The organism is Ralstonia chuxiongensis, from assembly GCF_024158925.1.
GTDB classification, from domain to species: domain Bacteria; phylum Pseudomonadota; class Gammaproteobacteria; order Burkholderiales; family Burkholderiaceae; genus Ralstonia; species Ralstonia chuxiongensis.
The window spans coordinates 217,676-244,275 of sequence record NZ_JAMYWC010000006.1; the positions used below are offsets into that span (position 1 = coordinate 217,676).

A 26,600-nucleotide genomic window follows, 5' to 3' on the forward strand; every position below is an offset into this window, starting at 1 on the left:
CCGATCATTCGCACCTCGTAGCACCAACCATCTCCTGTCTCGCCGATTTTGACCCAGAAGCCGTCCGCTGGCAGGCACGAGATCCATCTTGACCAGGCCGCCATGCGCGAGTCAGCGAGCGCTTGCGCTTCGCAATTCTGATCCAGCGCGGCAAGGGCACCTCGATCGGAATTCCGATCCTAACCCGTGATTCCATAGCCCCGCTTGGATCAGGCAGCATTAAATGTCGTCTTTTTCTCGGACGGGAGAATCATGCGCTTGATGGCTGGACTCGTGATGCTCACCCTGCCTGCTTGTCTGGCTGTGTCATGGCAGCAGGGTCTTGGCCTGCTGAACCAGGTGCACTCTGGACGGGTGCCGTCCGCTTGATCGGCTCTGGGTTGGCCCCCGCAAGCTGCAGCGCGTTGCCAATGACCTGAATCTGCACTGGGTCCGTCTTCTTCCACTGCTTCTTGGGGATGGTGAGCTTCCATGCCGAATCCCTGTCGGCTTTGCGGAAGAACGCCACCACGCCAACGAACTCGGCATCCTCGCTCATAGGTTCGCTCACACTCACGCTGGCGTTGGGGCGCAGCACCACATCCTTGGTCGCCAGCAGCTCGGTCTTGAGCTCCTTTAAGTCACTGGACTCCAGTTGCGCATAATCAAGCGCAGCGAAGGTCTTGGCGTCCTTGAGCTGGTAGATGCGCACCACGGTGGACAGCGATTGGCCCCCACCATTGGGGTTGATCGATGCACGGCTGGTCAAGTCCAGATTCATTGTTTTCACCTGGGTTGTAAAAGCCCATTTGGCCGGCGTCCACAGTGCCGTCCTTGACGGACTGTGCCACGCCGCATCCTGCGAGGATTGCGGTAGCCAGCGCGGCCGCCTGTGTATGTGTCTTCATCGTGTTCATGCTTGGTGTGCAGTGCCGCCCCAGGTGCCAAGTTGGACACGGATGGGGGCTTTTTCTGTATCCATGGCGAGGAGTGGCAGCAGCGTGTTGTAGCCTAGGCTCACTTGGGTCGAGTTCAGCGCGGGCTTGGGCATCAGGTCTGAGCGCACCGCCATCTCCAGTTGCGCTTGGGCTTCGTAGCCCATGTAGTAGCGCAAAAGCGCCATGATCTTGCTGTGCGCAGGGTCGCCCGGCATGAGGCTTTGCACCGCCTCTTTGGTTTGCGGGCAAAACCTGACGCGCACGGTGTTGCTGCGATCCGTAAAGCCACGCCCAAGCAGGCAGTTCTCCCCCAGGGTCATGGGCTCGAAGTCGCTGACCCGGACCCAGGTCGGGTGGAATTCGGTAACCGTGACAGTGGCCTCCGGCACGGCGTGTTGCAACACACCGGCCAGCCCTTCGGCGGTGCGAGTGCGTTGCCCGGTCAAGCCCAGGGTGGCGAGCAAGGTACGTGTTTCCAGCTCCTGCCGGATTTCCGGTTCACCAATCCCAAGACCACTGAAACTGAGCAGGTAGCTGGACACCTTGTCGCTCGCGTCCTTGCGAAAACCCGCCGGGTAACGGTACTTGCGCCACACGCGGTAGAACTGCGTCACGATGCGGTGGTGGAACAGGTCCAGGAACGCGGCCAGGGGCTCGGCGCCATCGCGGTTCTGTGCGATCTCGTCGATGAAGTACGACGGCATGCGCGCATTCACACCATACAGACCCAGAAAGGTGGTGCGAATGGCGGGGGGCGCAGTGGGTTCATCCAGATCGAATTCGACGGCATCGATCTCGCGGTTTGGAAAACCAAGCTTGGGCCGTGAGCGGAAGCGGATAGGCTCGTTCTTAGGCGAATCTTCTGCCCCAAGCGGCGCTCGATCAGGCGCAGCCAGCTCCATCAGTTCGCAGAAGCGGAAGAAGTTCATCTGCGTGGCGTGCTGGAGCAGCGCTGGCAGAAGCGTCGGCCCTGGGTTGGGCGGGACTTTCTCGGGGGCATTCAAAACGGTGCCCCCTCTCCTTTGGTATCAGGCCAGGTGATTCTCTTGCCTGTCGGCTGCACCACGATCACCAGACGCGTGTACAGGTTGAGCGTGGCATACAGCCCCAGGAAGCGATTCAGCATGCCGCCAAACAACTCAAGATCCCCGTCGCCGGCGAACTGGTTGGCGTCGAGGGTGACTTCGATTTCCACACCGCGCTCCAGGCCGCCCTTGACCAGCTTCTGCAATGGGCGGTGTTTGACCTCGGTGATCGCCTCGATGCGGCGTTTGTTCAACTCGCCGTCCGTCCAGTCGTACAGCGCCAAGCTGCCACGCAGGATTTCCGCATCCAGCAGGGACAAATAGTTGGGGGCGAGATGCGAGAGCACGCGCCACTGGAAGCGGTCGCCCGTGGGCGGATACACGGGTGGCGTGGGCGCCACGAGGTTGCGCACGCTGGTGACGTTGGTAAAGCCACCTCGCATGCGCGTGATGGCAGCTTCGCGCAAGGCCTTGCGCGGCAGCATGCCGTTGGTGCCGGTCACGGAGAGCGACAGGGTTTCCGTTTTCAATGTGCTCTGGTGCTCCCAGACGTGCCCTCCCAACACGATCCAGGTATCGAAGCGCCCGGAGGGACCTTGCCGCATGCGCGTGTGGAAGTAGCGCTCGGGCATCTCGTGGCGCAGCATGCCACCGCGATGGCGAAACGCGGCAAACGGGGCGTACTCGAAGCGTTGGCCGTTACCAGAAGCGAAGCCCTGCACGGCATCGACCGAGTACACATCGACGTGCTCGCCGTACTGCTCCATGGCGTGTACACGGTATTCGGTCTCGAATTGCGTGGCGGTGACGGGGTCGGCCTCCAGTTCGAACAGGTTGATGATGGGAGTGCAGTACAGACGGATGTTGTCTGCGCTGAAGCGCATGTCGTCTGGGTACGGCCTGTTCAGCACGGCCTCCAGGTCGAAGCTTGTTGCGTCGGCTGGGATGGCCTGCAGATCCAAGCCCAGCAGGTCGACAAACATAAACTTCTCCGGGAAGGTGAAGTATTCGAGCAAGAGTTGATAGCCGCCGAAGGCGTTGTCTGCCTTGGGCCACAGACGTTCGTCTGCGGCAAAGCCAGCGGGAGCCAAGCACAACCCGGGCATGGCTTGTGGAGCGCCAGGGCGATCTTCCGGGTAGCCGGGAATGCGGACCTGCATGGCCAGCGGTTCCGCGGTCAGCGCGGCGTACAGCGCCAAGGCGACCGGGCGGTCGGCGTGCAGGTACAAGCGCAGGCGCGGGACGTTCAACTGCTCTCGGCGAGCCTGGGATTGCACTTCCAGGCGCAGACGAATGACTGAGCGGCCGTCTTCGCGGGCGTAAGTGCTGGCATCCGTCAGGCGTAGCGGGTAGAGATCGACGGGCTGCGTGGTGCGATAGGCGCATTCAACCCGGCTCTCACCCACTGGGTTGGACGCGACTTCGTGTCCGGCCTCGATGGTTTCGTGCTGCTGCAGGCTGCCATAGTTAGGTTGCAGCTCCAGAATCGACAGCGACGGGATCATCCGCAGGTAGTGCGGCCAGAGCATGCTGACGATGCCTTCGGTCAGCTCGGGCAGTTCATCATCGAGCTTGTGACGCAGGCGGCCCATGAGGAAGGCAAAGCCTTCAAAGAGGCGTTCCACGTGCGGGTCGCGCTCGCCAATGCGGTCGAGATTGAGCATGCGGGCGCGATCAGGGTACGCGCGGGCGAACTCGCTGCCCACTTCGCGCAGGTAGCGCATCTCCGCTTCGTAGTAGCGCAGGATGGAATTGTCTTGGGTAGGTGTGCGCATAGGCCTTAAGGGAGTGCGATGGCGCGAGCAGGATCGATGGCCGTCAGTTCACCCGTCAGTGTTTCGATGCGGGTTGCCAGTGCTGGCTTGTCAGCGTCCTTGCGATTGATGCGGACCTTGAGTACACGCAATAGGTGGTGCTTCACGTCGAAGGCGAGCGTGGGCTCCCAGGTGGCGAGTTGGTAGCGCAGCGCAACCGTGTCGAGCGTACTGAACAGGTGGAGCGCGGTGTCCAGCTTGTCGGCACGCTCCGCGACGCGTGCCATCACAAGTTGGCGCAAGAACCTGTCGCGCTCGCCATCTTGGGCAGGCAGTCGTTGCAGCCAGGCGAAGGCGGCTTCGATGCCCTGCTGGTGCGCTATCTCCGTGGCCTGGGTTTCGGTTTCGGCCCAGTCGGTGCCGGCGGTATCCAGAGCAACGGGGACAACGGTATCGCCCCGCTCCATGTCGCGGACGGTGGCGTGGCGGGCGATCCATTCGCGGGTGGTGTCATCGGCAAACGGGGAGCCGTCGGTGAAGGACAGATGCTCCAAGCCCGGTAACCGTTCGAGCATGAGGGCGCAGTCGGTGGTCACCAGATCGCGCACCTGCGCGTAGTCGCCACCGGCTTGTTCTTGCGCCTTGAAGGCGTAGTACTGGAGGTCAAGCCAGAAGTGGTTGGCACCTTCCGCGAAGGCGGCTTCGACGCGCTCGAGCAACTCGGGCCACTGCTTTTGCAGGATGAGGCGTTGCAGGTGGGCACGTAGCTCTGCTCTTGGCGCTGGCAGGCGCGTTTTGCCGCTGACTTCGTGCGGGGGGACTTCGGTGAGCGTGTCCCAGCGCACGCAACGCATGAGGCGATAGGCGGCGAGATAGCCGTGCGGTTGCTCACGCAAGAAGGCCGCCATCTGACGGGCGCGGTCTAGTAATTCCCGCGTGGATGCAACCTCCTTCGCAGCCGGCAAGCTGGCCGGTTGGGTACTGGTGGTTGCTTGGGGCGGCTGCGAGGCCTCGATCTGGTCTTCGAAGCGGCGCAGCAAAGGAGCGAGGTCGGGGCGTGCAGCTTCGGGCCAGGTCTCGGTACGCTCGCTGATGAGGGCCAGGGCTGAGAGCGTGCGTTCGAGCAGTACATCCGTCAGGCCTTGTACGCGATCAAGCCGGTTGGCGAAGGTGGTGCCAGCAAGCCATTCGAGCGCAGCTTTGCGCGTTTGGCCTCGCTCTGGCAGTAGGGTCTCGCCAAAGCGGTCGACCAGGGCGGAGAGCAATTCCATGCCGTCGGCCACACCCTCCGCGCCGTCGCGGCGCATGCGGCCGTAGACGTAGTAGGTGGCAATGCGGGCGTCCTTGGCGCTGTTCTTGAGCAGGCGTTCGGTGGTGGTGACGATGAGGTCGTCGTCAATGTCGCTGAGCTTGGCGACTTCTTCTCTGACCGCGAGGAAGTCGTCGTCGTAGACGGGGTCCGTACCGACTGGGGCATCATCGCTGATCGGCCTAAGCCAAGTGTCCCAACGTCCTTGAGTAGATCGAGCGAGGTCAGTCGGCGTGCGGCTACCAAAGAGGGACTGGAAGAGATTGGCGAACATGGGTCAAGACTCCGACAATGCAGCCCACTCACCCCGCTCGGCCACATTGCGTGCCGCATCCAGCACGGTCTTCGGCAAGGGAGTTTTGGCATTTGCCCGAGCAGGCGCCTGCCTCGGGCCACGCCCACTCATGAAAATCCGCTCTGGCAATACAAAGCCGCGCAAGGCCAGGAGTTCCGACGGCCCGCTACCCACCTCGGTGCGCATCAGATAGCGAACCGGATACGTCATCGTGCTGGGCACGGCGGCCAGTGGGTCCTTGTCGACTTGTTCGTCGTGGTCTGGCTTAGGCTGCGTGGCGCGGGCATCGGATACAGCCTGCCAGGTCAGTTGCACGGTGGCGCTGTCGATAGGTTCGATCCTGGCGCCCTCAAGCATGCGTACCAAGCCCCAGCGGCCGGTGTACTCATAGCTCTTGTTCGTGCCCGCCTGCTCGGTCTGCCATTGGATGCGCGTGCCAAGGTTTTGCGGGTTATTCGCGGGCCAGGTCAGCGCGTGCCATGTCTCGCGTTGGTTGTAATAGTGCAGCGTCTGGCCATCGATGGTGAGCAGCGTGTCAGTCAAGCCAGGCGTGGGCACGGGCTGGAAATCGAAGCGGTATTGGGCTTCACCCTGCACCAGCATGTGGGCGGCGATGCGTTGCAGGGTGTTGATGGCCTTGAGGAAGCTGGGGTCGAAGGCGAGACTGTCACCCCCGGTGGCGGTGCCGAAGGCACGTCCTGCGGGTACCCAGCGGTCGCCTTGGAGTTCAAGCACACCGGCCAGTTGGGTGGCGAGGAAGGCGTTGATAAGGCCGCCCTGGGGGCGCAGGAATCTTGCGAGCTCGGGGATGGAGGCGTCGTTGCTGGTGTTGGCGAACGGGTAGCGGCCCGCGAAGGATTGGTTCCAGGTGGTGGCGATGGTTTGGCGCCAGGCGTCGTTGAGGCTGGCCTGGGCGGGTAGCAGCACAGTTTGCGTAGCCTGGGCGACCGGCCGTACGAACAAGGCCTCGCCCATGCCGGCCCATTGCGCGCCGAGGCTGGCGGCGATCTGGTCGGCGTAGTCCTGGATGTCGGCCAGATCCGAGCCTTTGCCTTGGAACAGGGCCATGGCGACTTGTTTGGCCTGGGCGTCGGCGTTGGGGCTGGTGCTCATTTGTTGAAGCTTCAGGCGCAGCGCGGTGACGCGATCCAGATAGCGCCGCAGGCTCAGGTCTCCCTGGTTGGGCGTGTCTTGTGCCATCAGCCGCAGGATCGGGCCGAAGGTGCGGCCAAGGGGGCCGGCTGGGTCGGACTGCACGCTCGGGGCGTCTTCCTTCTTGCCGAAGACATTTTGGGCTTTGGCGACCAGGGTGTCGGAAAGGCTCGCCTTTGGGGCGCCGGCCTTGCCGTGGTACTCGAGGCTTTTCATAAGCGCGATGACGGGCGAATGGCGGGTGTCGGTCATCGGTTTGAGCTGCTCGATGGCGGAGGGCATGGTGGCCGCGCGCTCCCATTGCAGGCTGTTCATGAAGGTGGCCCAAGCGTCGGCGTAGTCGGCGAAATAGCGGGTGGTGAGGTCAGCCTTGAGGGCGTCGCCGGTGAGGCCTTGTTCGGCTTGGTGGCTGTTACTGGTGTTCAAGACCCAATCGCCTGCGGCGGCGCTGCGCTCGGCAGCTTTGTCAATCTCCGTCTGGATGGTGCCTTCGTAGGCTTGACGGGTGAAAACGCCAGGGACGGTGGCGCTGGTGCGTAAGAGGCCGCGCGGGTCGGTGCCGGGGGTGAGCGTCGCCAGGCTCTGGTCGGGGTACCTGCCGCCGACGGTGTCGAGCACGCTCTGGTAGACGGTGTCTTCGGAGTTCTTGACGACGATGAGGGCGAGCAAGGTCTGCCGGGCGGAACCGACCAGATCCTGTCTCGGCTGGATGCGCCAGTCGGGATGGGCTTCGAGCTGCTGGGCATAGAAACCGAGCAGGCGTTCAGCAAGGTCTAGCTTGGCGCCATCGCTCAAGTTGGCGCTGGTGCGCCAGTGGCGAGTGAGTTGCGGGGTGAGGAAGGCGGCCTCTGCACGCGCGGGCTCGGCCAGCATCAGGTAGGCCTTGAGGGCGTGGTGGCCTTCCAGAGCGATCTGATTCGTTTGGTCATCGAGCTGGTCGGTCGGCATTTGCGCTAGGTCGACCAGCTCGGCCTCGATGTTCTGTGCGACCGGGGTGATGAGCAAACGATTGGCCGCTTGGTCGTATGGAACCCAGAGGGCGGCCAGCGTTGCGCGGTCTTGGTTCAGGCCGAAGCGGGTCCAGAGTGGGGAGTGTTCTCCAATCCGGTGTTCGTAGAGTTCGATGCGGTGTTGGACGCCGAGCAGTGCGCGCAGGCTGGCGGCGGTGTCGGGGGCGGACCTCAAGTCACGCAGCGCTACATTGGTGAGGTGGACTTCGCGGGCGTTGCTGACGGCGGAGGCCAGCATGCCGGTTGTCCAGGCACCCACACCAACCAGCACCATCGTGGAGAAGACGGTGACAGGGTGTAAGCCAACGCGTTTGCCGCGCGTGCGGCGCGCCAACTGGCCGAGGTGGTGCCACAGCGGCAAGTCGGCTTGCGTGTCGCCCGCCCCCTGCTCTGCCGGGTACGGGGCAAAGAACGCGCCGCCGATGGGTTGGTGATTCCGCTTCTTGGTGGACAATCTGGCGATCCAGGCGGCGAGCTTGGTGCTGCGGTCATCCAGGCGCTCGGAGAGTTCTGCGCTGTAGCGATCGTGGCGTTTGGCGATCATCTGGGCGACGCCACGTTGGGCGAGTTGGTCACGCAATGCGAGCAGTGCATCGGCGATGGCGGGGGCGTCGGCGCCCTTGCCAAATTCACAGCCCATGACGGGCGTTTGACCGTCACCAACACCATCCATGTCCGCCACGTCCAGTACGTACACCGGGGCCGACCACTTGAGCGCTTCGGCGATGCGGGTGAGGTTCAGGCTGTCGGTGCTGACACCTCGGTGTTGAGCAGCCAGTTGTGCGGTGCCGTCTTCGACCAGCACGACGGCATCCACTGGGCGGCTGCGGCGGAGCTTGCGTAGTTGTTCGAGCCAGGCAGCGTCGGGTTGACCGCCGTCGCCCTTATCATTCCAGAGCAGGATGGCGGTATCAGTGTAGAGCCAGCCAGGAATTACGATGGTGGGCAGCAAGCGTCGAATGGCGGCGTTGTTGCCGGTGAGCAGCAGCCAGGGTTGCCGGTAGCGCCAACGGCGGCCATGGGCGGCACGAAGGTGATCACGCAATGACTGGACCGATGTGGGTGCAGGCGCCTGCTGTTCGCCCTGAGCAAGAACCGCGTCTTGCGTTGTGCCCTTCATAACAGGCTTTCTGGCTTGCAGCCACTTTCCTCGCCTACGCAGCGCCTCGCCCCAGCGACCCCAGTAGTCGAACGACGTGGCGACGGCAAGCGCGATCGCGCCTAACGCGACTGCGGACAGCCAGAAGCTCCGATCTTCAGGGGCTTTGATACCGAGCAGGGGCTCACCCCAGATCAGCACCGCGCAGCCAGCGATGAGCGCCAACAGCAGAATGGACAGTAGGTCGAGTCGCAGTTTCTTCATTGCTTCTTTTCACTTCACAGACACGTCCGGCCGGCGGCCGGCAATACAACGCAATAGCTCACACGTCCATGTAGGACGCATCCTGGGACGGGACGAGCACTGGACTTGGCGTGCATTTGCAGATGCACAGGTCGTCGCTCAGTGCGCCTTGCCGGCCATCCGGGCCTGTCATTGAAAGGCGCGGTCCAACGCAGGCAATCTGGCCCATCGACTGGCATGCGGGGCACCAGACGGGGTCGTTTTCATAGGCTTGTTCGCGGTTGCCAATCCAGTCGTTGGGATCGCCGCCTTCGACCGTTCCGCCTGCGGTGGTCTTGTCGCCTTTGAGGATGTCGTAGCGTCGGGTCATATGGATGCCTTTGGTGTTGATGCAGTGCTTGCGGATTTCACGACGGCACAGTCGAATTGCCCGCCTTGACTAACGAAGACAATCTGTTCGGGGGCATCCTCGGTAAGAGAGGATGCCGCGCAAGCGAGCGCCAACCATGGTGCGGCGATCCCCGCATTACCGATCGTTCGATCGACATCGGTTGCCTGTAAGGTGAGGCCGAGCTTGACGGCTGGTTCACGCAACGCGCCAATCTGCTTGGCGTCCAAGCCGGTTTGCCAGCCTGCCTTGATCTGCGCTGCTGACACGCCCGCCCAACGCAGCGCAGTCGATAACGCTTCTGCAGGCTGCGCTACCGGACTGCGTACTGGACGATGCAGATTGGCGATGCGCGATACCCTGTGCTGGCTGGCCAACGTATCTGGCATTAGCAAGATCGCCACGCCTGCCTCGGTTGCATCAGCCGGCGGAACACTCGCCAGCAAGGGATGCAATTGCATTGCGATCACGAGTGTGGCGTGTGTGCCTGTGCCCCCGAGTACTTCATCCATCCAGGTGTCCAGCGCATCCAGGTCTGCCGTTGGCTCAGCGTGTGGTGCCACGGTCAACGGTCTGCCCTGCTTGGCGCGCCAGCGCTCTTCCAGCAACTGCTTGTTCTGCTCGTGTGGATGGCCGTTTGCTATCAGCAGTTGGGCAACCAATGGCACGCTGGGTGGAAATGCCTGGAGAGACGGCAACAACTCAACTAGGATTTCATCGAACAACCACGTCGTGACATGACGTTGGCGGATTAAGTCATCGTTCGTATCGCCCGGCTTGGTCCGCATCTTCGGCGCCACCAGCCAACGCGCTCTGACTGGCTCGGCCGCAAGCGCGATAGGGACTTGCGTCTTGAGCATGGCACCACCTTGCTGGACAGTCTGGATGGCGTTTTCCTTGGCGTCCGCCGAATACCGGTATGCGGCGCCCAACACGGCCAGCGGAATGCTGGCCGCGCTAAAGACACGTTCGTTGAGTGCACGTGTCGCTTCGTTGCGAAGTTCGACATCAAGCTTGCGGCCCTCGAAGCTGCTGAACCGTCGCAGCACCAGAAAGCCCGGCATGCCGATGGGAAAGACCACCAAGGTGGCCCAGAACTGCCAAGTGTTGGTGGGTATGCCCTTGGGCCAGAACAGCAGCACGGCGCCCGCGCCGAGTGCGGTCATGACGACGAACACGATGCCCCACATCAGCTTGGAGGGTGGCGATTCGTCGAAGGGCGCTTCGGCAGGGAGTAGAGCGAAATCAACTGCCATATGCGACGAACACCAAGAACAGCACCACCGGCAGTAATGGCGAACAGAAAAACAGTGCTGTCCAAGCAAGTCGCTTAGCGAATGGCTCCTCATAAAGCACGAGGAACACGACAAGCGTTAGGAAGCACCACGCTATCCGAACAACCTTGAACAGCAATGCCACAGCCCCGAGGGAATCACCCGATGCAAATGCGCCGCTTGCCGGTGAGTACAGGGCCAGCGACAGAGGCCATAGCGCCCCGCTCATGCGCTTCGTGGCGACCCCCTTCAAGCCTGCTCTCCGTAGCTCACCAATCGCCACTGCACAGCAGTTGTCACGAGCTCCGGGCCTCGCAGCCAATCCAGCATGGCAAACGCACGCGGGCGCTCAAACATGTAGTACGGCAGCGTGCCGCCCTTGCTGAAATAGCGCGTCGAGTCTCGATAAGCGAAGCCCTGCGTCGGATGAAAGGCTCGCCATTCGCCAGATTCCGGGCACTGCTCACCGGTATTCGCGCAGGTGCCTAGCGCGGCTTTGGGCGCTGCAGGTAAGGCCAGCCCTGTCGCGGGGTCGAGGTTCTTTTCCTTGGCCATCCGTTCAATCAACGCTTCCGACGGTTGCGGCGGAATCTTGGCTTGGTCTTTTTCCCATTGGAACGTGCCGTCCCACGGCGGGAGTTTGGCGGGCGGCAGTGGGACGATCCGGTCGATGTCGGGGACTTTGGGGTTGCTCAATTCGTTCTTGTCGAGAAACTGGCCGATCAGTTTGTAACGGCGTACGCGTTCGGAATCCCGGTCTAGCGCCAGGTAGCTAAGTTCATCAGATTGAGGCGGGGCATCGAATGCATTTTCAAGTTTCATAGCTGCCAGACTATTTCCTGCAACAACACCCAATTGAAACACCTCTGCTGCCTCCCGATATTTCTTGTCGCCCTTGAGGCTGAACCCGAGATCCACTGCTGCCTCTGCATGCCCCTGCTCGGCAGCACAGCGTTGCATCTGTTGCGCAATCTCAGGTGCCATATCGAATGGGGCCAGTAGGTCGCCAACGTAATACTGTGCATCCGGATTCCCCAAGTCCGCCGCTTTGCGGATATAGCGCAAGGCCATCTCTTCGTTCTGCTTGAAGCCATAGCCCAACTTCAAGTAATGCCCGATATCGTAGTAACCGGCAGGTATGCCTTGGTCGACCAGTTGCGTAGCCCAGTCAATCGCTTCGCGCATCGCGTAAGGCGAACTGGCCGTACCCTGAGACACGAGCAGTTGCGCATTGTGATTGGCCTTGTAGTGCCCGTGCGCCGCCGCAATGCGGTAGTACCGAGCAATCTGATCAAAGTCCTTGGGCCCGTCTCGCTTTTGCAGATAACGCCCGTACCGGAACAGTTGATCGGCGTCGGGATCAAGGGGCGGTAAATGCTCAGCCTCATGTGTGCAGGTGAAGGCAAGGTTGGCGCGCACCTCCTTCAGGTCGGGCAAGCTCGGCACAGTGTTCTCCTTGGAGCAAGCAATCAGGCTGAGTAAGGTCAGCAGAATGGCGAGTGGTTTCACCATCATTCAGTCCGCATAGCTGCGGTTGGCCTTGTCGTAATGGAACTCGACGAGCGAGGCATAGGGCGACTCCTTGTAACCATTCTTGATGCGTTTTTTGTTTTCTTTCATGATGTCTCCCCACTTCTTAAATGCGTCAGCAGCATCCATCCGACCACTCTTGTCTTTTTTTCCCACACCCATTCCCTTCGTGTGAATGTTCCACAAGCGTTCACGCAGCGGCTGCGTCACGCCCATGTGCTCGTGGCAGATGTTCAACTCACTATCCACCATCATGCTGCGCGTATTGATGTTGGCCGAGCCCAGCGTCATGAACACGTCGTCCACAATCATCAGCTTGGCGTGCACGTAGACGTATTCCCACTCCTTGCCCGGTGGGGAGTCTGGGGCGACCAGTGAGCAGATGTGGACCTTCAGGCCGGGGATTTCCCCAACGGGTATCGGGGTGGTCTCCGCGTTCTTGACTTCCGTCTTCAACTTCTCCGCAGCGTCACGCTTGGCTTTCTCGGCTTGGCTAGCCTTGTCCAGACCGGGCCGTGCGCGAGCATCATGGTTCGCTATTTCTTCCATGCCCAACACAACCGCTTGAGCGCCAGCCTGTTCTTTTCGCGCGGCTTCATATTGCGTCTGCAGCGCCTCGGTGCGCTCCAGCTTGGCAATGCCATCAATGCGGTCGGCCTTGCCCAGGGCGTCAAGCATGCGATAGGTGTTGTAGGTGCCTGGGCCGATGCCTTCTTTGTTGTCGTTGGTCACGACGAACAGGTGCAGGGGTTCTTTACGCCCGCCCGCCTGGTAGCAAGCGACTAGGTTCTTGAGTTTTTCCGCCAGGGGCGGGAATCGGAAATACTGGTTCTCGATGTAGATGAAGTTGGTGGCGTTATTGACGGCCTGCAGATACATCGCCTCGATGTCGCGGATGCCGTCCTTACCGTGCTGGGCCTGTGTGCGCAGGATTTGCGCCATAACACGAGTATCGCCACCCTTGCGAGCTTCGGTTTTCTTGGTGGCAGCATCCGCTCCTGCGCGCGCTTGCTTCAGGTTCTGGCCAGTGGCGTCGTCCCAGGCTTGGCAAAAATTTTGATTCAGGCGCCAAAGGATTGGGCCGGTGACGCGGCTGGAGATGTCTTGGCGCGGGTGTGCGCCGTTGCGACCCTGTTGGGGGGCCATGCGGCGGCAGCTGTGTCCATCGGTGTCCCAGTATTCGTCGAGGGTGTTGTGGCCCATGACAAAGCCGACTGCGCGCTCGGGCGTTTCGTAGTCCACAAGCACCATTTTTTGGTGGTGTGTGGGCTCGGCCGCCATGGCGATGGCGTTGATGGCTTTGGTGCCGGTAGGGCGCGCGGTGTCGGCACTCCGCAGCCAAGTGCGCCATGCGAGTTCTGCGTGCTGACTTGGGGCGAAGTCGCGCGTGGCAAATTCGATGTTGCGCATGGGGCCGCTGGCTGCGCCATACACCGCGCTGGCGAAGAGCGTCGGATCGGTGAGCGCCTGCGCCGCTTTGTGCGGCAAGCCGGTCCTCGTGACGTTGGTGAGGTTGGCACGTCGGTACCATTGCCAATCGAAAGTCTGTTGCTGGGGGCTGCGAGTGCCGGCAGAGAGGCTGGCTCCGTTGTTGCCGGGCATCATGTTCTCGCTGAGCTGGGCGGCATGCAGGCCGTCGCTCCACACCAGCAACCGGACCTTGACGTTCTTGTTCTTCTTGCCCATGGTTTCCAACAGGTCGCCGATCTGCAGCGAGCCTTGCCCCCCTGGGCCGCGCTTGAAGTACATAGAGGGCTGGAAACCCCAGCAGATGATGTCGACGGTGTGCTTGGCGGCGGCAATGGCATCGTAGACAGCGCTGAACGCCTCCGCCCCATTGACCAGAGGCTTAAAGGTCGCAGGATCGGGGCAGTACTCGGCACCTTGCACGAACCAAGGCAACGTGAGCACTGCGCTGTTGCACTGGCCGGTGGCAATTGGGACGTTAGTCTGGGTGCTGCGGCTCATGCTTGTTCCTCGTTGTTGTCGAGCAAACGCTGATAGGTCTGGCGGTGGACGGCACGATCGACCCCCGTGCCTTGCGCGCCTTCTTCGTGGAAGTGGAACCCTTGGTTGGCGAGCAATCCGTTGCCGGGGTCGCCCTGAAACTCGTCACTTACGGGAATGTTGTAGGTCACGCCATTGGCCAATTCGACGCGGTACGACTGTGTGCCTTCCCGGTGCTCGACTGGGATATATCCGCTTGCGTCCATCACACCCTGCTTGACTGGCGTGCCGTCAACAAACAGTTGATAGGGCATACCGACAAGAATGGCGGCTCGGGAGGCCGGCGATGATTTGGTATCGAGGAACATCGGCAGCGGCGGCAATTGATTGCGCAGTGGCTCCGGGTCCTTCATGGACGCCGGTCCCTGCCGCCCGAACCCATTGGATTTGATGACCCGCTCGCCGCGGGTGCCGTCTTCAATGCCGGTGGCCGACATGCGCAGATAGGAACCACCACACTTGAGCAGCAACTCTTCTTTGGCCTCGATCACCACCCGCCCGTTAGCGCTGGTGACAGTGACATTCTGGTCAGCCAGCAGGCGCATCTCGTCGCTCTGCGCCTGTATCTCGACCTTGCCTTTGGCGGCGAATATCTTCACACCGAGCTTTTGCGCGAGCATGGAGATGCGCTCACCCGCTGCAACCGTGAGGCGTTTGAGCACGCTCACGTCCGCGTGGCCACCGGCGGTAGCAATCAGGTTCTCGTTGGCCGTCAGTTGCAGGTCAGTGCCGGAAACGAGGGCCATGCCAGCGGGAGCACTGAAGAGCATGCCGGCGCGCTTGAGCTGATCCAGCGTGTCGTCCAGCAAGGCTTTCTGGCGCGCATAGTCCGCTGCAATGGCTTGCGCGGCGTTGGCCGTGGCGGCCAACGATTCGCTGATCTGCAGCGCCTGTTGCAGCAGGCTCTGGGCCTTCTGCATCTCCAGTTGCTGGCCGCTTGCATTCGGCTGGTCATCCGCAGAGATGAACAACCCTTTGCCACCACGGATGGCACCCCATCCCGAGGTCCGCAGCTCAAAGCCTTCCCCGCGCTTCTCCCACCGCCCGTCGTTGATGTGCCCCAGCGTGAGCTGACTCTTGCCCGAATGCTCGGTTCTGAGCGTGACGTATTCCTCGCCCTCCCAATCATCCAGCTCCAACAGATTCCGGCTTTGGGTAGTGAGGCGGTTGCGCGAGAGCCAGCGGTCTTCGCTGGTGATCAAGTCCCGGTGGATGCTGTTGTGGTGGAAGCCCACAATTTCCGGCTTGTCGGGGTCCCCGTCGCGGCAGGCAATCACAGCCTCATCACCAGGGAGCGCAGGCAGGTGCAGACCAGTCTGGTTCTTGCCCGCAAGCGCCTTGGCCATGCGCAGCGGCACACATTCGGCACCGGAGTCCCAACCTTCTTGGTCGAACTCGAACCGAACCACATACCGGCCAGCGGCGTTCAAATAGGCGTATTTGTAGGTGCTGTTGCTGGGCGAGGTCACCCTGGCGGTCAGAGTGCCAGCCACTTTCGGCCACGTATCACGCTCGATGCGTAATCTGAACCGCCGATCACTGGGGATGGCCTTGAAGGTGTTGCTGTACGCCCGGTCGCGCGCACCATGGTGGATGACCTCGATGGCGACCATGCCGTTGGGGGCATCGGGCTCGGGCTTGTCGATGCGCAGAATTTGCGCCGGACACAGGTCACGTACGTTGCCCTGACCTTCGTAGATCAGTTGCCAGGCGATCTCGGCTTCATGCTGCAGTTGGGCTTCCCACTTGGCTTCAGCCTGGTCGAGGTGGTGGGTTCCCCAGATGTAGGGTTGGCCAAACGTCGTGGTGTCTTTGCGGGCGATGTTGGCTTCGCCGTCAATGCGCTCCCACGCGGCATCCGGGTTGTAGTCCGCCACCCGCACCGACTGCGCCACGACCTGGGCATGCGTCTGCAGGCTGGAGATGGCCTCGACCCCAGATGACTCCAGACCGGCCGTTTCCCGATGAGGGACGGTCCGATCAGGGGTGTAGAGGTAAAAATCGATGTCATCAGCCCAGACGATTTCATCTCCAAATTCGCCCTGGGTCCAGTAGCAGAACAAGCCCTCACGCTGCATCAGGATCTTGATGTAGTCCCAATCCGAGCAGTTGTACTGGAAGCGAAACGCGTGCGTGCGATAGGTTTCCCGGCGCAGCTTGAAGCGGAACTGGTGGCCCTTGAAGCCGTGCCGGCGCAGGATCGCTTCAATGATCTCGGGACCGGTCTTGTGTTGGAAGATCCTCGTGTTACGGACAATCCGTAAGCGGGCAACGTGCGCTTCGACAACGATTTGGTAGGCGGTGAAGTCCGCCGTGGCCTTGAGCTTGCTGAAGCCGGTGATGCAGCCGCTGAACTTGCGCGGCTCGCGTCCATCATCGCTGTCGATGCTGAACGTCGCATCCTTGCCCAGATAATCCGCGCGCACCAACTCGTCGGGGTGCGTGAGTTCGATGGTGATTCGATAAGGCTCGCCTAGGCGCTCAATGGCTTCGAACGACACCACGGACAACGCCTGTGCGCTCTGCGTACCCGGCACGTCGAGACGATACGGCTGCCGGCCGGTGACAGCTCGAACAACTCGCTCAACGCTTGTGCCAACTGCTCCGGATGCCCCTTGCCACTCTGCCATCGTTGCTCACCTTGATTGGGTTTCATCGCGCGCCCTATGCGGCAGCATGCTGCGCGTGCGGGGACGCAAGGTAAGCAAATTCTTTCGGCTTGGGAAGTTTGGTTACTTGTTATTTTGTGAATTCATAAAAATCAATATTTAAACCATTTTCATTCCGTGTCGCCCCATGCTATTCATTAAAAAGAGTTCATTTAGAAATAAAATCCGCTTAATTCTGATTTAATTATATGAAGGGACAACATGGCTGAGAGCTTCCAGAACGAAGTGCCGAAGGCGCGCGTCAATATCAAGCTGGACTTGCATACGGGTGGTGCGCAGAAGAAGGTGGAGCTGCCGCTCAAGCTCCTCGTGATGGGCGACTACAGCAATGGCCAAAGTACGGCGCCCCTGGCCGATCGGGCAAAGGTTTCGATCGACAAGAACAACTTTAACGCGGTCTTGGCTGAGCTCAACCCCAAGGCCAAGCTGGCGGTCGAGAACACCCTGGCGGGCGACGGTTCGGAGTTGCCGGTCGACCTCGATTTCACGTCGATGGACGATTTCAAGCCGGATGTTGTGGCGGGCAAAGTGCCGGAGTTGCGTGCACTCATGGCCGCCCGCAATTTGCTTCGTGATTTGAAATCCAATTTGCTGGATAACGCAACGTTCCGTCGCGAACTCGAAAAGATCCTAAAGGACCCGACCCTCTCGGATCGCCTGCGCTCCGATTTGCAGAAAATCGGCGAAACCACGCCGCCGACCTCCAATTCCGTTCAGTAATCCCGCTGTCCTCAAGGAATAAGCAACATGGCAAAGCAAGAAAACAGTCGACTCGAATCGAGTGCCGTGGACACGCTCACATTGGACGCGCCGGGCAAGAGCGTCTACGAAGCCCTATGCGAAAAGATCAATCTGACGCCAGTCACCGCCACCCGTCCGTTTGAGTCCTTTCAGAGCGCGGATGCGCTGTCGGAATCGACATTGGACGAGCGAGTGGCACAAGCGATGAACGTGTTCCTGAAGATGATTCAGGAGTCGTCGCAACAAGTGGACCGACTCGACAAGAGTCTGCTCGACTTTCACATCGAAGCTCTGGACCAGCAGATCAGCCGGCAGCTCGACGCCATCATGCATGACACGACGTTCCAGCAGATCGAGTCGGCGTGGCGCGGCCTGAAGTTTCTGGTTGACCGTACGGACTTCCGCAAGAACGTCAAGATCGAGCTGTTGGATGTCTCCAAAGACGCGTTGCGCCAGGACTTTGAAGACACACCTGAAGTCATTCAGAGCGGCCTCTACCTGCACACCTACATTCAGGAATACGACACGCCGGGCGGTGAGCCGATCGGCGCGCTCATCTCGAATTACGAGTTTGATCGCGGCCCCCAGGATATTGCCCTGTTGCGCAATATCTCCAAAGTATCGGCAGCGGCCCATATGCCGTTTGTTGGCGCCGTGTCGCCGCAATTCTTCGGCAAGGAGTCGATGGAAGAAGTCGCCAGCATTCGCGACATCGGCAACTACTTTGACCGAGCGGAATACCTGAAGTGGAAGAGCTTCCGCGATTCGGATGACGCACGCTACATCGGCCTGACAATGCCACGTTTCCTTGCTCGCTTGCCCTATGGACCGGAAACGGTGCAGGTGCGCGCCTTCAACTACACGGAGGCCGTCAAGGGCCCCGACCACAGCCGCTATCTGTGGGCCAATGCCGCATTTGCCTTTGCCGCCAACATGGTGCAGAGCTTCATCAAGAACGGCTGGTGCGTGCAGATTCGCGGCCCGCAGGCAGGCGGCCTAGTGCAAGATCTGCCGATCCACCTGTACGACCTGGGCACGGGCAACCAGGCCAAGATCCCGACCGAGGTGCTGATCCCGGAAACGCGCGAGTTCGAGTTCGCCAATCTGGGCTTCATCCCGCTGTCTTACTACAAGAACCACGATTTCGCGAGCTTCTTCTCGGCCAACTCGGCGCAAAAGCCCACGCTGTACGACACCAAGGAAGCGACCGCCAACAGCCGTGTCAACGCGCGCCTGCCGTACATCTTCCTGCTCTCGCGCATCGCCCATTACCTGAAGCTGATTCAGCGCGAGAACATCGGTACCACCAAGGACCGCCGCGTCTTGGAGCTGGAGCTGAACACCTGGATCAAGACGCTCGTGACGGAAATGACGGACCCGGGCGACGATCTGCAAGCCTCGCACCCGCTGCGCGAAGCGAAAGTAATCGTGGAGGACATCGAAGACAACCCCGGCTTCTTCCGCGTCAAGCTCTTCATCGTGCCGCACTTCCAGATCGAGGGCATGGACATCAACCTGTCGCTCGTCTCGCAGATGCCGAAGGCCAAGAGCTGATCGGAAGCGTCTCTCTTCACATCAAAAAAACGTCATAGCTATACCGCGCGGTGTCTTCGGGCACCGCGTGGCGGTACGCCATGCGAAGTCGCAACTTCGCGCACCCGTTTGACCCCAATTACCACGATGAAGATCACCAGACCGCTGTGGGCACAGGGCATATTCATGACGCCCCAGCACTTCCAGCAACAAGCGATGTGGGACCGCTTTGCCGACGAACGCCTTGCACGGCTGGTTTGGCCTGACCCATGGGGCGTGCGCCGGGTGGAGATCGACACCCATGCACTGGCGATCGACCGGCTGCAGCTGACCGCGTTGGACGTACGCCTGCCTGACGGCACCTTGATTGACACGCAAACCGCTGACCTCCTGCCCACCGCGCGCAGCCTTGGCGACGTCCCGACGCAGACTGAGACAGTTGTTGTACTGGCAGGCTTGCCGCTGCTTGATGCGCAAGGCGGCAATTGCATCGAGGCAGGCCAGAAGCCTGCGCGCCCACGCCGCCTGATGCGCGAATACCTGCAAGTGAGCGACCTCAACGGCGAAGGCCGTGAGGAGATCAGTGTGGAGCGCCACGTGCTGGCGCTGCTGTTCGACTTCGAGGAACACGGTGACTATGTGACCTGTCCGGTGGCGAGGCTGGTACGAAATACGCAGGGGCGGTTTGAACTGGATTCCACCTTTGTGCCGCCGTGCCTGTTTCTATCGGCCAGCGCGCGCCTGGTTGAGCGCATGCAGCGCCTGTCAGACATCCTCGGTGCAAAAAGTGCCAGCCTTGCCGTGCGCCGACGCGAGCGCTCGGACCAGATTGCCGACTTTGCAGTTGCCGACGTGGCGTTGTTCTGGCTGCTGCACAGTGTCAACAGCAGTTGGCCGGAGCTGGCTCGATTGTGCGCTTCCCCGGACCAACATCCCGAACGGCTCTATGCCGCGCTCACGCGCCTGGCTGGGGCACTACTGACCTTCTCCACCACTGAGTCGCTCAAGGCCATCCCAGCCTACGATCACGTGAAACCGGAGCCGGTGTTCGCGGCGCTGGAAGACATGATTCGCGCCCTGATCGATACGGTTGTCCCATCACGCGTGGTGCCGATCGTGCTGGAGCGCGTCAAGCCCACCGTGTGGGCCGGCAAGATCCACGACGAACGGCTGGTCGAGGGGGCGGACTACTTCCTCTCCGTCCAATCGGGACTGCCCGCGCACGCGCTGTTCGAACAGTTTCCCCGCCTGTGCAAGGCCGGGGCGCCGGATGAGGTTGAGCAGGTTATCAATTCGGCGCTCGCCGGCATTCCACTGCGAGCAAGTGCGCGACTGCCCGCGGCGATTCCCGTGCGCGTCGAGAACCAGTATTTCGCGCTCGATGGTTCGCACCCCGCTTTTGGCCGCATGTTAAACGCGCGCGCGTGCCAGTTCTACGTGCCGGCATCGATTCCCGACGTGTCGCTCGAACTCTACGCTGTTCTACCGGCATGACCTCCTCGACAACCGCAATTTCCGCCCCAATCGGGTTGCCGCTTGCACTGCGCAATACGGCGCTCATCGTCACGAACCTTGCCAACGGAGCGCAACCCGAAACATTTATGACCTTCGCCGCGCAATGTGATCAACAGATTGGTCTGTTGCGCACCGAACTGACCGCTGCAGACTGTGCACCCGACGTGATCAACGACGCGGTGTACGCGCAATGTGCGCTGTTGGATGAAATCGCGCTCAAGTACCTGAGTGGCGGCGATCGCGATACCTGGGAGCGTGAGCCGCTGCAGGTACGGTATTTCAATAGTCACGATGCAGGGGATGAATTGATCAGACGCATCGAGCGCCGCCTAGCCGAGCCACAACCCGTATTGCCGCTCCTGGCCATCTTCAGCGCGGTGCTGGGCTTGGGTTTCGAAGGCAACTTTGTCTTGCGCGGCGCCGAATCCCGCGAGATCCTGATCCGCTCGGTCAACGAACGGCTGGACGGCAAAGCGGGGCGAGAAACCACCGGAGCCGTGCTGGTACGCCCAGGCACATCACGCCGCTTCACGGGCTTGCCGCCGTTCGGCTGGATCGTACTGGCATGTGTGGCCTCCGGCCTGGTCTATGTTGGCGCGCAACATTGGCTGACCGCGTCGATTGACGCGTTGCCCCACTGACGATGCGACGCTTGACCGGCTATCCGATTCGCACCCTGTTTGTGTGGTTTTCTGCGCTTGTGCTGTTCTGGCTGGGCGCTTGTTCGCCGTGGCCAGCAGCGTGGAACACGGGCATTGCCATTGCGGTGGTGCTAGCAGACTGTATCGCGCTCATCGTCGTCACACGACGCATCCGCGCACAACTTGCGGCCAGCCGCCAAGTACTGGCGTCCATCGACGGCGCCCTCCAGTCGCTACCTGGCGACACCCGGCGCAACACGCCGCTTGTACTTTCCGTGGGTGAGCCAACGGGCGTCCTGACGCAGGCGTTCGGAACGGATGTCGTGCAGATCACCGACACCGCCATCTGGGTGCGCGTGGACGAGCCGACGCGGCTCAAGCACATTGCCGATGCCCTCAAACGCTGGCGCGATGGTCAGGGGCCGGATGCCGTCGCGTATCTGGTGGACGCGGACAGCGCCGTCGATGATGCGGCCTCTACCGCCTCAACCCGGCACTGGCGTACGGCCGTGGATGAAGCCAGCCGCGCGGTCGGTTATGCGTTGCCGGTTTGCGTGGCCATCTATGCGGGGGAGGCTGGGATCGGGTCACGTGCCGGGCCAGAAGCATGCCCGTGGTTTGGCGTGTCCGGCGCGTTGCCGCCAGACCGCCAGGCGCTGGCCGATCAGGTTGCCAACACGGCATGCGCGCACGGGCGCTGGGTCGCGTCGGAAGATCGACTACGTTGGGCCAACCGTGTGACCCGCCTGGATGCCTCGGCACGCTGGGCAGCAGAGACCGTGTTGCCCGCATTAGCGGATGGTGGACGCGGCGCACGACCGATCAACCTGGCGGGTTTCGGCCTCACGATGGCGCCGGGCCATCCCTCATCCGCATCCTTGGTGGGACGGTACGCCGTTGCCATCACTGGGCTGGCGCTTTCGGCGCCCTCGGGCATGCGCACTCGCTTGCCTTTGCCGGATGCGTTGTTGCGCGGCATTGCCTTGCAGCCCATACGCCGCGCGTCGCCACGCGCGCTAGCCCACGCGTTTGTTGGGCTGGCGGCAGCCTTCTGCGCAGCAGCAGTGGCTTCCGCTTGGCAGAACCGAGGGCTGGTCACGCGCGTCCAAAGCAACATGGCGCGCTACCAAGCCATCCCCGCCGCGCGCGATGCCGCGCGACTCGACACGCTGGCCACGATCAAACACGACCGGGATGAACTCGAGCGCTATGCCCGCATGGGTGTGCCGCCTCGGCTTGGACTGGGCTTCTATCGCGCAGGTGCGCTGCTGCCGTCGGTCAACACCTTAATCGCGAGCTACCAACCGCCCCCACCACCGCCGTCAATGATCGAGCTGGATGCCCTATCGCTCTTCAACAGTGGCAGCGCCGTACTGAACCCCGGCTCGAACCGGGTGATGTTCGGCACGCTAGAGATGATCAAGTCGCATCCGAACAAGCGCGTGCTGGTGGCCGGCCACACCGATTCGGTTGGCAAGCCTGCGAGCAACCAGAAGCTCTCAGAAGCTCGCGCGGCGTCCGTTCGCGACTGGCTGGCCGATACCTCGGGGATTGCCCCGTCGCACTTCGCCATCCAGGGTTACGGCGATACCCGCCCCAAGGCCTCCAACGACACCGATGCAGGGCGCGCTGCCAACCGCCGCGTTGAAATCACGCTCATCCCGGACTGCCGCGATGAGCAAACCACAGATTCCCCCCCAGGCCAATCGGCCTGTTCATTCGAGTAGAAGGAGCTCAAGCAATGGCAATTCCGGCATACATGTGGATCAAGGACGATGGCGGCGCCGACATCAAAGGTTCGGTCACCGTGCAGGGCCGAGAAGGCAGCGTCGAGATCGTGGCACTGGACCACTGCGTCAACATCCCGACCGATGGCAACACCGGCAAGCTGACCGGCACGCGCGTGCACAAGCCAATCACCTTCACGAAGGAGACCGATGCGGCCACGCCTTATCTGTATAAGGCCGTGACCAGCGGCCAGACCCTGAAGTCGATTGAAATCAAGTGGTACAAAATCGATGACGCGGGCAAGGAGAAGGAGTACTTCAACACCAAACTGGACAACGTGAAGGTCGTGGCCGTACGACCGAAGATGCTGGACATCAAGAACCCGGCGTTCGAGAAGCACAACCACCTGGAAGACGTGGAACTGCGCTACGAAAAGATCACGTGGTCGTACAAGGACGGCAACATCATCCACGCGGACAGCTGGAACGAGCGCGCATAACACGTTGCTGACCACCGGCGCCTGCAGTGCCCACCAACACGGGGTGCCGGTTCTTGCGCCAGGTTCGGACGGAATTCGTTCACGCCTGGCGCTTTTTCTGAATGCCGATCCCCCGCCATGACCGCCCGCGACCTTTCCCCATTCCTGCGTCGACTCAACCCTCACTGCGCCCAAGCACTTGCCGATGCGGCCAGCCTATGCGAGACACGCGCCCATCGCAATATCGAGGTTGAGCACTGGCTCATTAAGCTGCTGGAGCTGGGCGAGGGAGATCTGACAGCGATCGCGCGCCGTTACGAGCTGGATACGGACGCGATCTGGAACGGCTTGCTGGCCGCGATTGAGCGGCTGCCGCACGATCTGCGCGGCAAACCAGGGTTGTCGCAACGGTTGGGGATGCTGCTGGAAGCGGCCTGGATACACGCCTCCCTGGAAGAAGGGCAACCAGTCATCCGCTCGGCGCACCTGATGGCGGCTCTGGTGGAGTCGCCAAGCCTGCTGCGCGCGCCGGATGCCTGGCCGCTGCTATCGGTCTCCGCTGTACAGATCCAGCGACTCATGCCGGAGTTGGATCGAATCTCCACCGAGGCGCCAAAGGCTGCCTCTGGCTCCGCAACGCCATCCAGCAAGACGGCAGCGCCATCAACGCGACCTGCCGGAACTGGTGCGCCTGCAGCGACGGCTGCCCTTCCAGGCCAAGCCGACGCGAGCGTACTGCAACGTTTTACCGTCGACATCACGCAGAAAGCGCGCGATGGCCGCATCGATCCTGTCTTCGGGCGCGATGTGGAAATTCGCCAGATGATCGACATCCTGATGCGCCGACGCAAGAACAACCCGATCCTGGTCGGTGAGCCTGGCGTTGGTAAGACCGCACTGGTCGAGGGGCTCGCGCTCAAGATTGCAGAAGGCGACGTGCCGACGGTGCTCGCCAATGTAACCGTGCTGACGCTTGATCTGGGGCTGCTGCAGGCGGGTGCGGGCGTCAAGGGCGAGTTCGAGCAGCGTTTGAAAAACGTGATTGAAGCAGTGCAGCAGTCGGCCACACCGATTCTGTTGTTCATTGATGAAGCGCACACGCTCATTGGCGCAGGCAATACGGCTGGCGGCGCAGACGCCGCCAACCTGCTCAAGCCAGCGCTGGCACGCGGCGAGTTGCGCACGATTGCCGCCACCACTTGGTCCGAATACAAGCAGTACTTTGAGCGCGATGCCGCATTGGAGCGGCGCTTCCAGATGGTCAAGGTCGACGAGCCGGACGACGACAGCGCATGCCTGATGCTGCGTGGCCTCAAAGATCGGTACGCCAAGCATCACAACGTACACATTACCGACGCCGCCGTCACGGCAGCGGTCAAGCTCTCGCGCCGTTTCCTGACGGGGCGGCAATTGCCGGACAAGGCGGTAGACCTGCTCGATACGGCTGCTGCACGCGTGCGCCTTGGCATGGACACCACGCCGCTGGCGATCAGCGAAGCGCAAAGCGAACGCGCCGCGCTCGACATCGAACGTGCCGCGTTGCTGGAAGACCAAGGGGCCACTGCCATCGATGCCCGCGCCCGACTCGCCAGCATCGAGGCACGTTGCGCTGAACTGGACACGCAGCTTGCAACCCTGCAAGCGACGTGGACCGAGCAACAGCATACGGCGCAGGAACTTGAGCGACTGCGCCACGCCTGGCAAAACACCACCGACGAATCCGCCCGACGTGACTGGCAGCAAGCCATCAAGGCACAACGCGATACGGCTGCTGCGCCGGGAGGCGCTGTGCTGGTGCCGCTGGAAGTCAACGAAGGCGTGATCGGTCAGGTCGTCGCGGATTGGACGGGTGTGCCCATCGGCAGCTTGCTCGAAGACGAACTGGCTACGCTGCTGGAGCTCGAAGCTCGGCTGGCGCGCATCGTGGTGGGCCAGGACGATGCGCTGGCCGCGTTGGGCAAAATTTTGCGCGCCGCCAAGGCCGGGCTCAAGTCAGAAGACTCGCCACTGGGCGTGTTCCTGCTCACCGGCCCGTCCGGCGTGGGTAAGACGGAAACCGCCCGCGCACTCGCCGACCTGATGTTTGGCGGAAAACGCTCACTCATCACCATCAATCTGTCGGAATACCAGGAAGCGCACACGGTATCCCAGCTAAAGGGCTCGCCACCGGGCTATGTCGGCTACGGGCAAGGCGGCGTGCTGACGGAAGCTGTGCGTCAACGACCATACAGCGTAGTCCTGCTTGATGAGGTGGAGAAGGCTCACCGCGATGTGCTGAACCTGTTCTACCAAGTCTTCGATCGCGGCTTTATGCGTGACGGCGAGGGGCGCATCATCGATTTCCGCAATACCGTGATCCTGATGACATCGAACCTTGGCAGCGACGAGATCCTGGCGGCAAACAACGCCGTCTCGGAAGCCGGTGGCGTCGCCACGCCCAGCATGCTGATGGAGGCGATCCGGCCACTCCTGGTCGAGCATTTCCAGCCTGCGCTGCTCGCGCGCTTCCAGGCCATTCCGTTCATGCCGCTGTCTGCTGACGCGTTGACGACCATCGTGCGCATGAAGCTCGGCAAGGTGGCAACACGCATCGCGCGACGTTTTGAAGTCCCGCTAGCATGTGACGACGCATTGGTGAGCGAACTCGTGCGGGCGTGCCAGTTGCCGGACTCTGGCGCTCGCAATATTGATAGCCTGCTCGATCAGCAGATCTTACCGGTGCTCTCGCGCGAGTTGCTGCTATGTGGCGCCAATCGCGGCAAGCCCACCGCGATCCGGTTGTCGTTTGATGAGGCCGAGGGGATTGCGGTGCACTTTGATGAACACGAGGGCATTGCTGCATGACGCGCGGCGGTGCAGGGCTGTTCGAGGCCATCACGGGGCACTTTGCGAATGGTGCGCCGATCGATGCGTTTGATGAAGCCACACAAACCTTCTTGTCCGTGCAGGACAACATCCAACGCATCCTGAACAGCCGGCGCAATTGCCTGGCGCACGTGCCGGATTACGGGCTAGGCGATCTGACAAAGGTGTATCGCCACTTGCCAGCGTCCGCGCACACGCTCAAGCGCGAGATCGAGACGACGCTGCTGGCCTATGAGCCGCGGCTCAAGTCCATTGACATCGAGATCGACGATCCAGACCCCGGCATGCTGCTCAGTTTCACCATGAGCTGCCATCTGCATCAGCTTGGGCTGGTCCGATATGGCACGCACTTCATGCCCGACGGCGGCACGCGGTTGAAGCTGCTCAAGGCGGAACTGGATCGCGACTGAAGATTAGCGGATAGCAG

The 26,600-nt window shown here is 61.6% G+C and carries 18 protein-coding genes; 8 read left to right on the top strand and 10 right to left on the bottom strand.

Going from position 1 to position 26,600, the window contains the following annotated elements:
- Positions 1-280 precede the first annotated feature (280 nt).
- From tssJ to NKG59_RS20650, 10 genes are all read right to left on the bottom strand, one after another.
- A complete protein-coding gene (gene tssJ / locus NKG59_RS20605) occupies positions 281-760 on the bottom strand; it encodes a type VI secretion system lipoprotein TssJ (RefSeq protein WP_420804039.1) in 480 nt (159 codons plus the stop codon).
- 132 nt (positions 761-892) lie between these two features.
- Positions 893-1,921: a type VI secretion system baseplate subunit TssG gene (tssG, locus tag NKG59_RS20610; RefSeq protein WP_420804040.1), complete on the bottom strand. Its 1,029-nt coding sequence runs from the start codon at positions 1,919-1,921 to the stop codon at positions 893-895.
- A complete protein-coding gene (gene tssF, locus NKG59_RS20615) occupies positions 1,918-3,717 on the bottom strand; it encodes a type VI secretion system baseplate subunit TssF (protein ID WP_253540654.1) in 1,800 nt (599 codons plus the stop codon). The genes tssG and tssF overlap by 4 nt, the downstream gene beginning before the upstream one ends.
- 5 nt (positions 3,718-3,722) lie before the next feature.
- A complete protein-coding gene (gene tssA, locus NKG59_RS20620; RefSeq protein ID WP_253540657.1) occupies positions 3,723-5,279 on the bottom strand; it encodes a type VI secretion system protein TssA in 1,557 nt (518 codons plus the stop codon).
- 3 nt (positions 5,280-5,282) lie between these two features.
- Positions 5,283-8,825, bottom strand: a complete 3,543-nt coding sequence (locus NKG59_RS20625) for an ImcF-related family protein (RefSeq protein WP_253540660.1) — start codon at positions 8,823-8,825, stop codon at positions 5,283-5,285.
- Positions 8,826-8,883: 58 nt separating this feature from the next.
- A complete protein-coding gene (locus tag NKG59_RS20630; protein WP_253540663.1) occupies positions 8,884-9,174 on the bottom strand; it encodes a PAAR domain-containing protein in 291 nt (96 codons plus the stop codon).
- Entirely contained in the window at positions 9,171-10,358 is a 1,188-nt protein-coding gene (locus tag NKG59_RS20635; protein WP_253540667.1) for a hypothetical protein, read from the bottom strand. The genes NKG59_RS20630 and NKG59_RS20635 overlap by 4 nt, the downstream gene beginning before the upstream one ends.
- Before the next feature lie 357 nt (positions 10,359-10,715).
- Positions 10,716-11,978, bottom strand: coding sequence for an SEL1-like repeat protein (locus NKG59_RS20640; RefSeq protein WP_301288223.1), 1,263 nt, complete (start codon positions 11,976-11,978; stop codon positions 10,716-10,718).
- Positions 11,979-11,981: 3 nt separating this feature from the next.
- A complete protein-coding gene (locus NKG59_RS20645) occupies positions 11,982-13,964 on the bottom strand; it encodes a phospholipase D-like domain-containing protein (protein WP_253540670.1) in 1,983 nt (660 codons plus the stop codon).
- Positions 13,961-16,633: a type VI secretion system Vgr family protein gene (locus NKG59_RS20650; protein WP_301288212.1), complete on the bottom strand. Its 2,673-nt coding sequence runs from the start codon at positions 16,631-16,633 to the stop codon at positions 13,961-13,963. Before NKG59_RS20650 ends, NKG59_RS20645 begins: the two co-directional genes overlap by 4 nt.
- A 240-nt stretch (positions 16,634-16,873) precedes the next feature.
- Between NKG59_RS20650 and tssB the strand changes: the two genes are divergently transcribed.
- The 8 genes from tssB to tssE all read left to right on the top strand — a co-directional run bounded on the left by tssB (position 16,874) and on the right by tssE (position 26,583).
- Positions 16,874-17,392, top strand: a complete 519-nt coding sequence (gene tssB / locus NKG59_RS20655; protein WP_253540683.1) for a type VI secretion system contractile sheath small subunit — start codon at positions 16,874-16,876, stop codon at positions 17,390-17,392.
- Positions 17,393-17,419: 27 nt separating this feature from the next.
- Positions 17,420-18,967, top strand: a complete 1,548-nt coding sequence (gene tssC, locus NKG59_RS20660; protein ID WP_253540686.1) for a type VI secretion system contractile sheath large subunit — start codon at positions 17,420-17,422, stop codon at positions 18,965-18,967.
- 126 nt (positions 18,968-19,093) lie between these two features.
- Positions 19,094-20,440, top strand: a complete 1,347-nt coding sequence (gene tssK, locus NKG59_RS20665; RefSeq protein ID WP_253540689.1) for a type VI secretion system baseplate subunit TssK — start codon at positions 19,094-19,096, stop codon at positions 20,438-20,440.
- Positions 20,437-21,102, top strand: a complete 666-nt coding sequence (locus NKG59_RS20670) for a DotU family type IV/VI secretion system protein (protein ID WP_253540692.1) — start codon at positions 20,437-20,439, stop codon at positions 21,100-21,102. The genes tssK and NKG59_RS20670 overlap by 4 nt, the downstream gene beginning before the upstream one ends.
- 2 nt (positions 21,103-21,104) lie before the next feature.
- Complete coding sequence (locus tag NKG59_RS20675) at positions 21,105-22,829, top strand: OmpA family protein (RefSeq protein WP_253540695.1); 1,725 nt, start codon at positions 21,105-21,107, stop codon at positions 22,827-22,829.
- A 14-nt stretch (positions 22,830-22,843) separates the two neighbouring features.
- Positions 22,844-23,329, top strand: coding sequence for an Hcp family type VI secretion system effector (locus NKG59_RS20680; protein WP_253540698.1), 486 nt, complete (start codon positions 22,844-22,846; stop codon positions 23,327-23,329).
- 117 nt (positions 23,330-23,446) lie between these two features.
- Complete coding sequence (gene tssH / locus NKG59_RS20685) at positions 23,447-26,152, top strand: type VI secretion system ATPase TssH (protein WP_253540701.1); 2,706 nt, start codon at positions 23,447-23,449, stop codon at positions 26,150-26,152.
- Positions 26,149-26,583, top strand: a complete 435-nt coding sequence (gene tssE, locus NKG59_RS20690) for a type VI secretion system baseplate subunit TssE (RefSeq protein WP_253540704.1) — start codon at positions 26,149-26,151, stop codon at positions 26,581-26,583. The genes tssH and tssE overlap by 4 nt, the downstream gene beginning before the upstream one ends.
- The last annotated feature ends 17 nt before the right edge of the window (positions 26,584-26,600 follow it).

Coding starts and splice junctions, on each gene's coding strand:
- tssJ (WP_420804039.1), bottom strand. CDS start 760: ATGAATCTGGACTTGACCAGCCGTGCATCGATCAACCCCAATGGTGGG.
- tssK (WP_253540689.1), top strand. CDS start 19,094: ATGAAGATCACCAGACCGCTGTGGGCACAGGGCATATTCATGACGCCC.
- NKG59_RS20625 (WP_253540660.1), bottom strand. CDS start 8,825: ATGAAGAAACTGCGACTCGACCTACTGTCCATTCTGCTGTTGGCGCTC.
- tssA (WP_253540657.1), bottom strand. CDS start 5,279: ATGTTCGCCAATCTCTTCCAGTCCCTCTTTGGTAGCCGCACGCCGACT.
- NKG59_RS20640 (WP_301288223.1), bottom strand. CDS start 11,978: ATGGTGAAACCACTCGCCATTCTGCTGACCTTACTCAGCCTGATTGCT.
- NKG59_RS20635 (WP_253540667.1), bottom strand. CDS start 10,358: ATGACCGCACTCGGCGCGGGCGCCGTGCTGCTGTTCTGGCCCAAGGGC.
- tssC (WP_253540686.1), top strand. CDS start 17,420: ATGGCAAAGCAAGAAAACAGTCGACTCGAATCGAGTGCCGTGGACACG.
- NKG59_RS20675 (WP_253540695.1), top strand. CDS start 21,105: ATGCGACGCTTGACCGGCTATCCGATTCGCACCCTGTTTGTGTGGTTT.
- NKG59_RS20630 (WP_253540663.1), bottom strand. CDS start 9,174: ATGACCCGACGCTACGACATCCTCAAAGGCGACAAGACCACCGCAGGC.
- NKG59_RS20645 (WP_253540670.1), bottom strand. CDS start 13,964: ATGAGCCGCAGCACCCAGACTAACGTCCCAATTGCCACCGGCCAGTGC.
- tssB (WP_253540683.1), top strand. CDS start 16,874: ATGGCTGAGAGCTTCCAGAACGAAGTGCCGAAGGCGCGCGTCAATATC.
- tssF (WP_253540654.1), bottom strand. CDS start 3,717: ATGCGCACACCTACCCAAGACAATTCCATCCTGCGCTACTACGAAGCG.
- NKG59_RS20670 (WP_253540692.1), top strand. CDS start 20,437: ATGACCTCCTCGACAACCGCAATTTCCGCCCCAATCGGGTTGCCGCTT.
- tssE (WP_253540704.1), top strand. CDS start 26,149: ATGACGCGCGGCGGTGCAGGGCTGTTCGAGGCCATCACGGGGCACTTT.
- NKG59_RS20680 (WP_253540698.1), top strand. CDS start 22,844: ATGGCAATTCCGGCATACATGTGGATCAAGGACGATGGCGGCGCCGAC.
- tssH (WP_253540701.1), top strand. CDS start 23,447: ATGACCGCCCGCGACCTTTCCCCATTCCTGCGTCGACTCAACCCTCAC.
- NKG59_RS20650 (WP_301288212.1), bottom strand. CDS start 16,633: ATGGCAGAGTGGCAAGGGGCATCCGGAGCAGTTGGCACAAGCGTTGAG.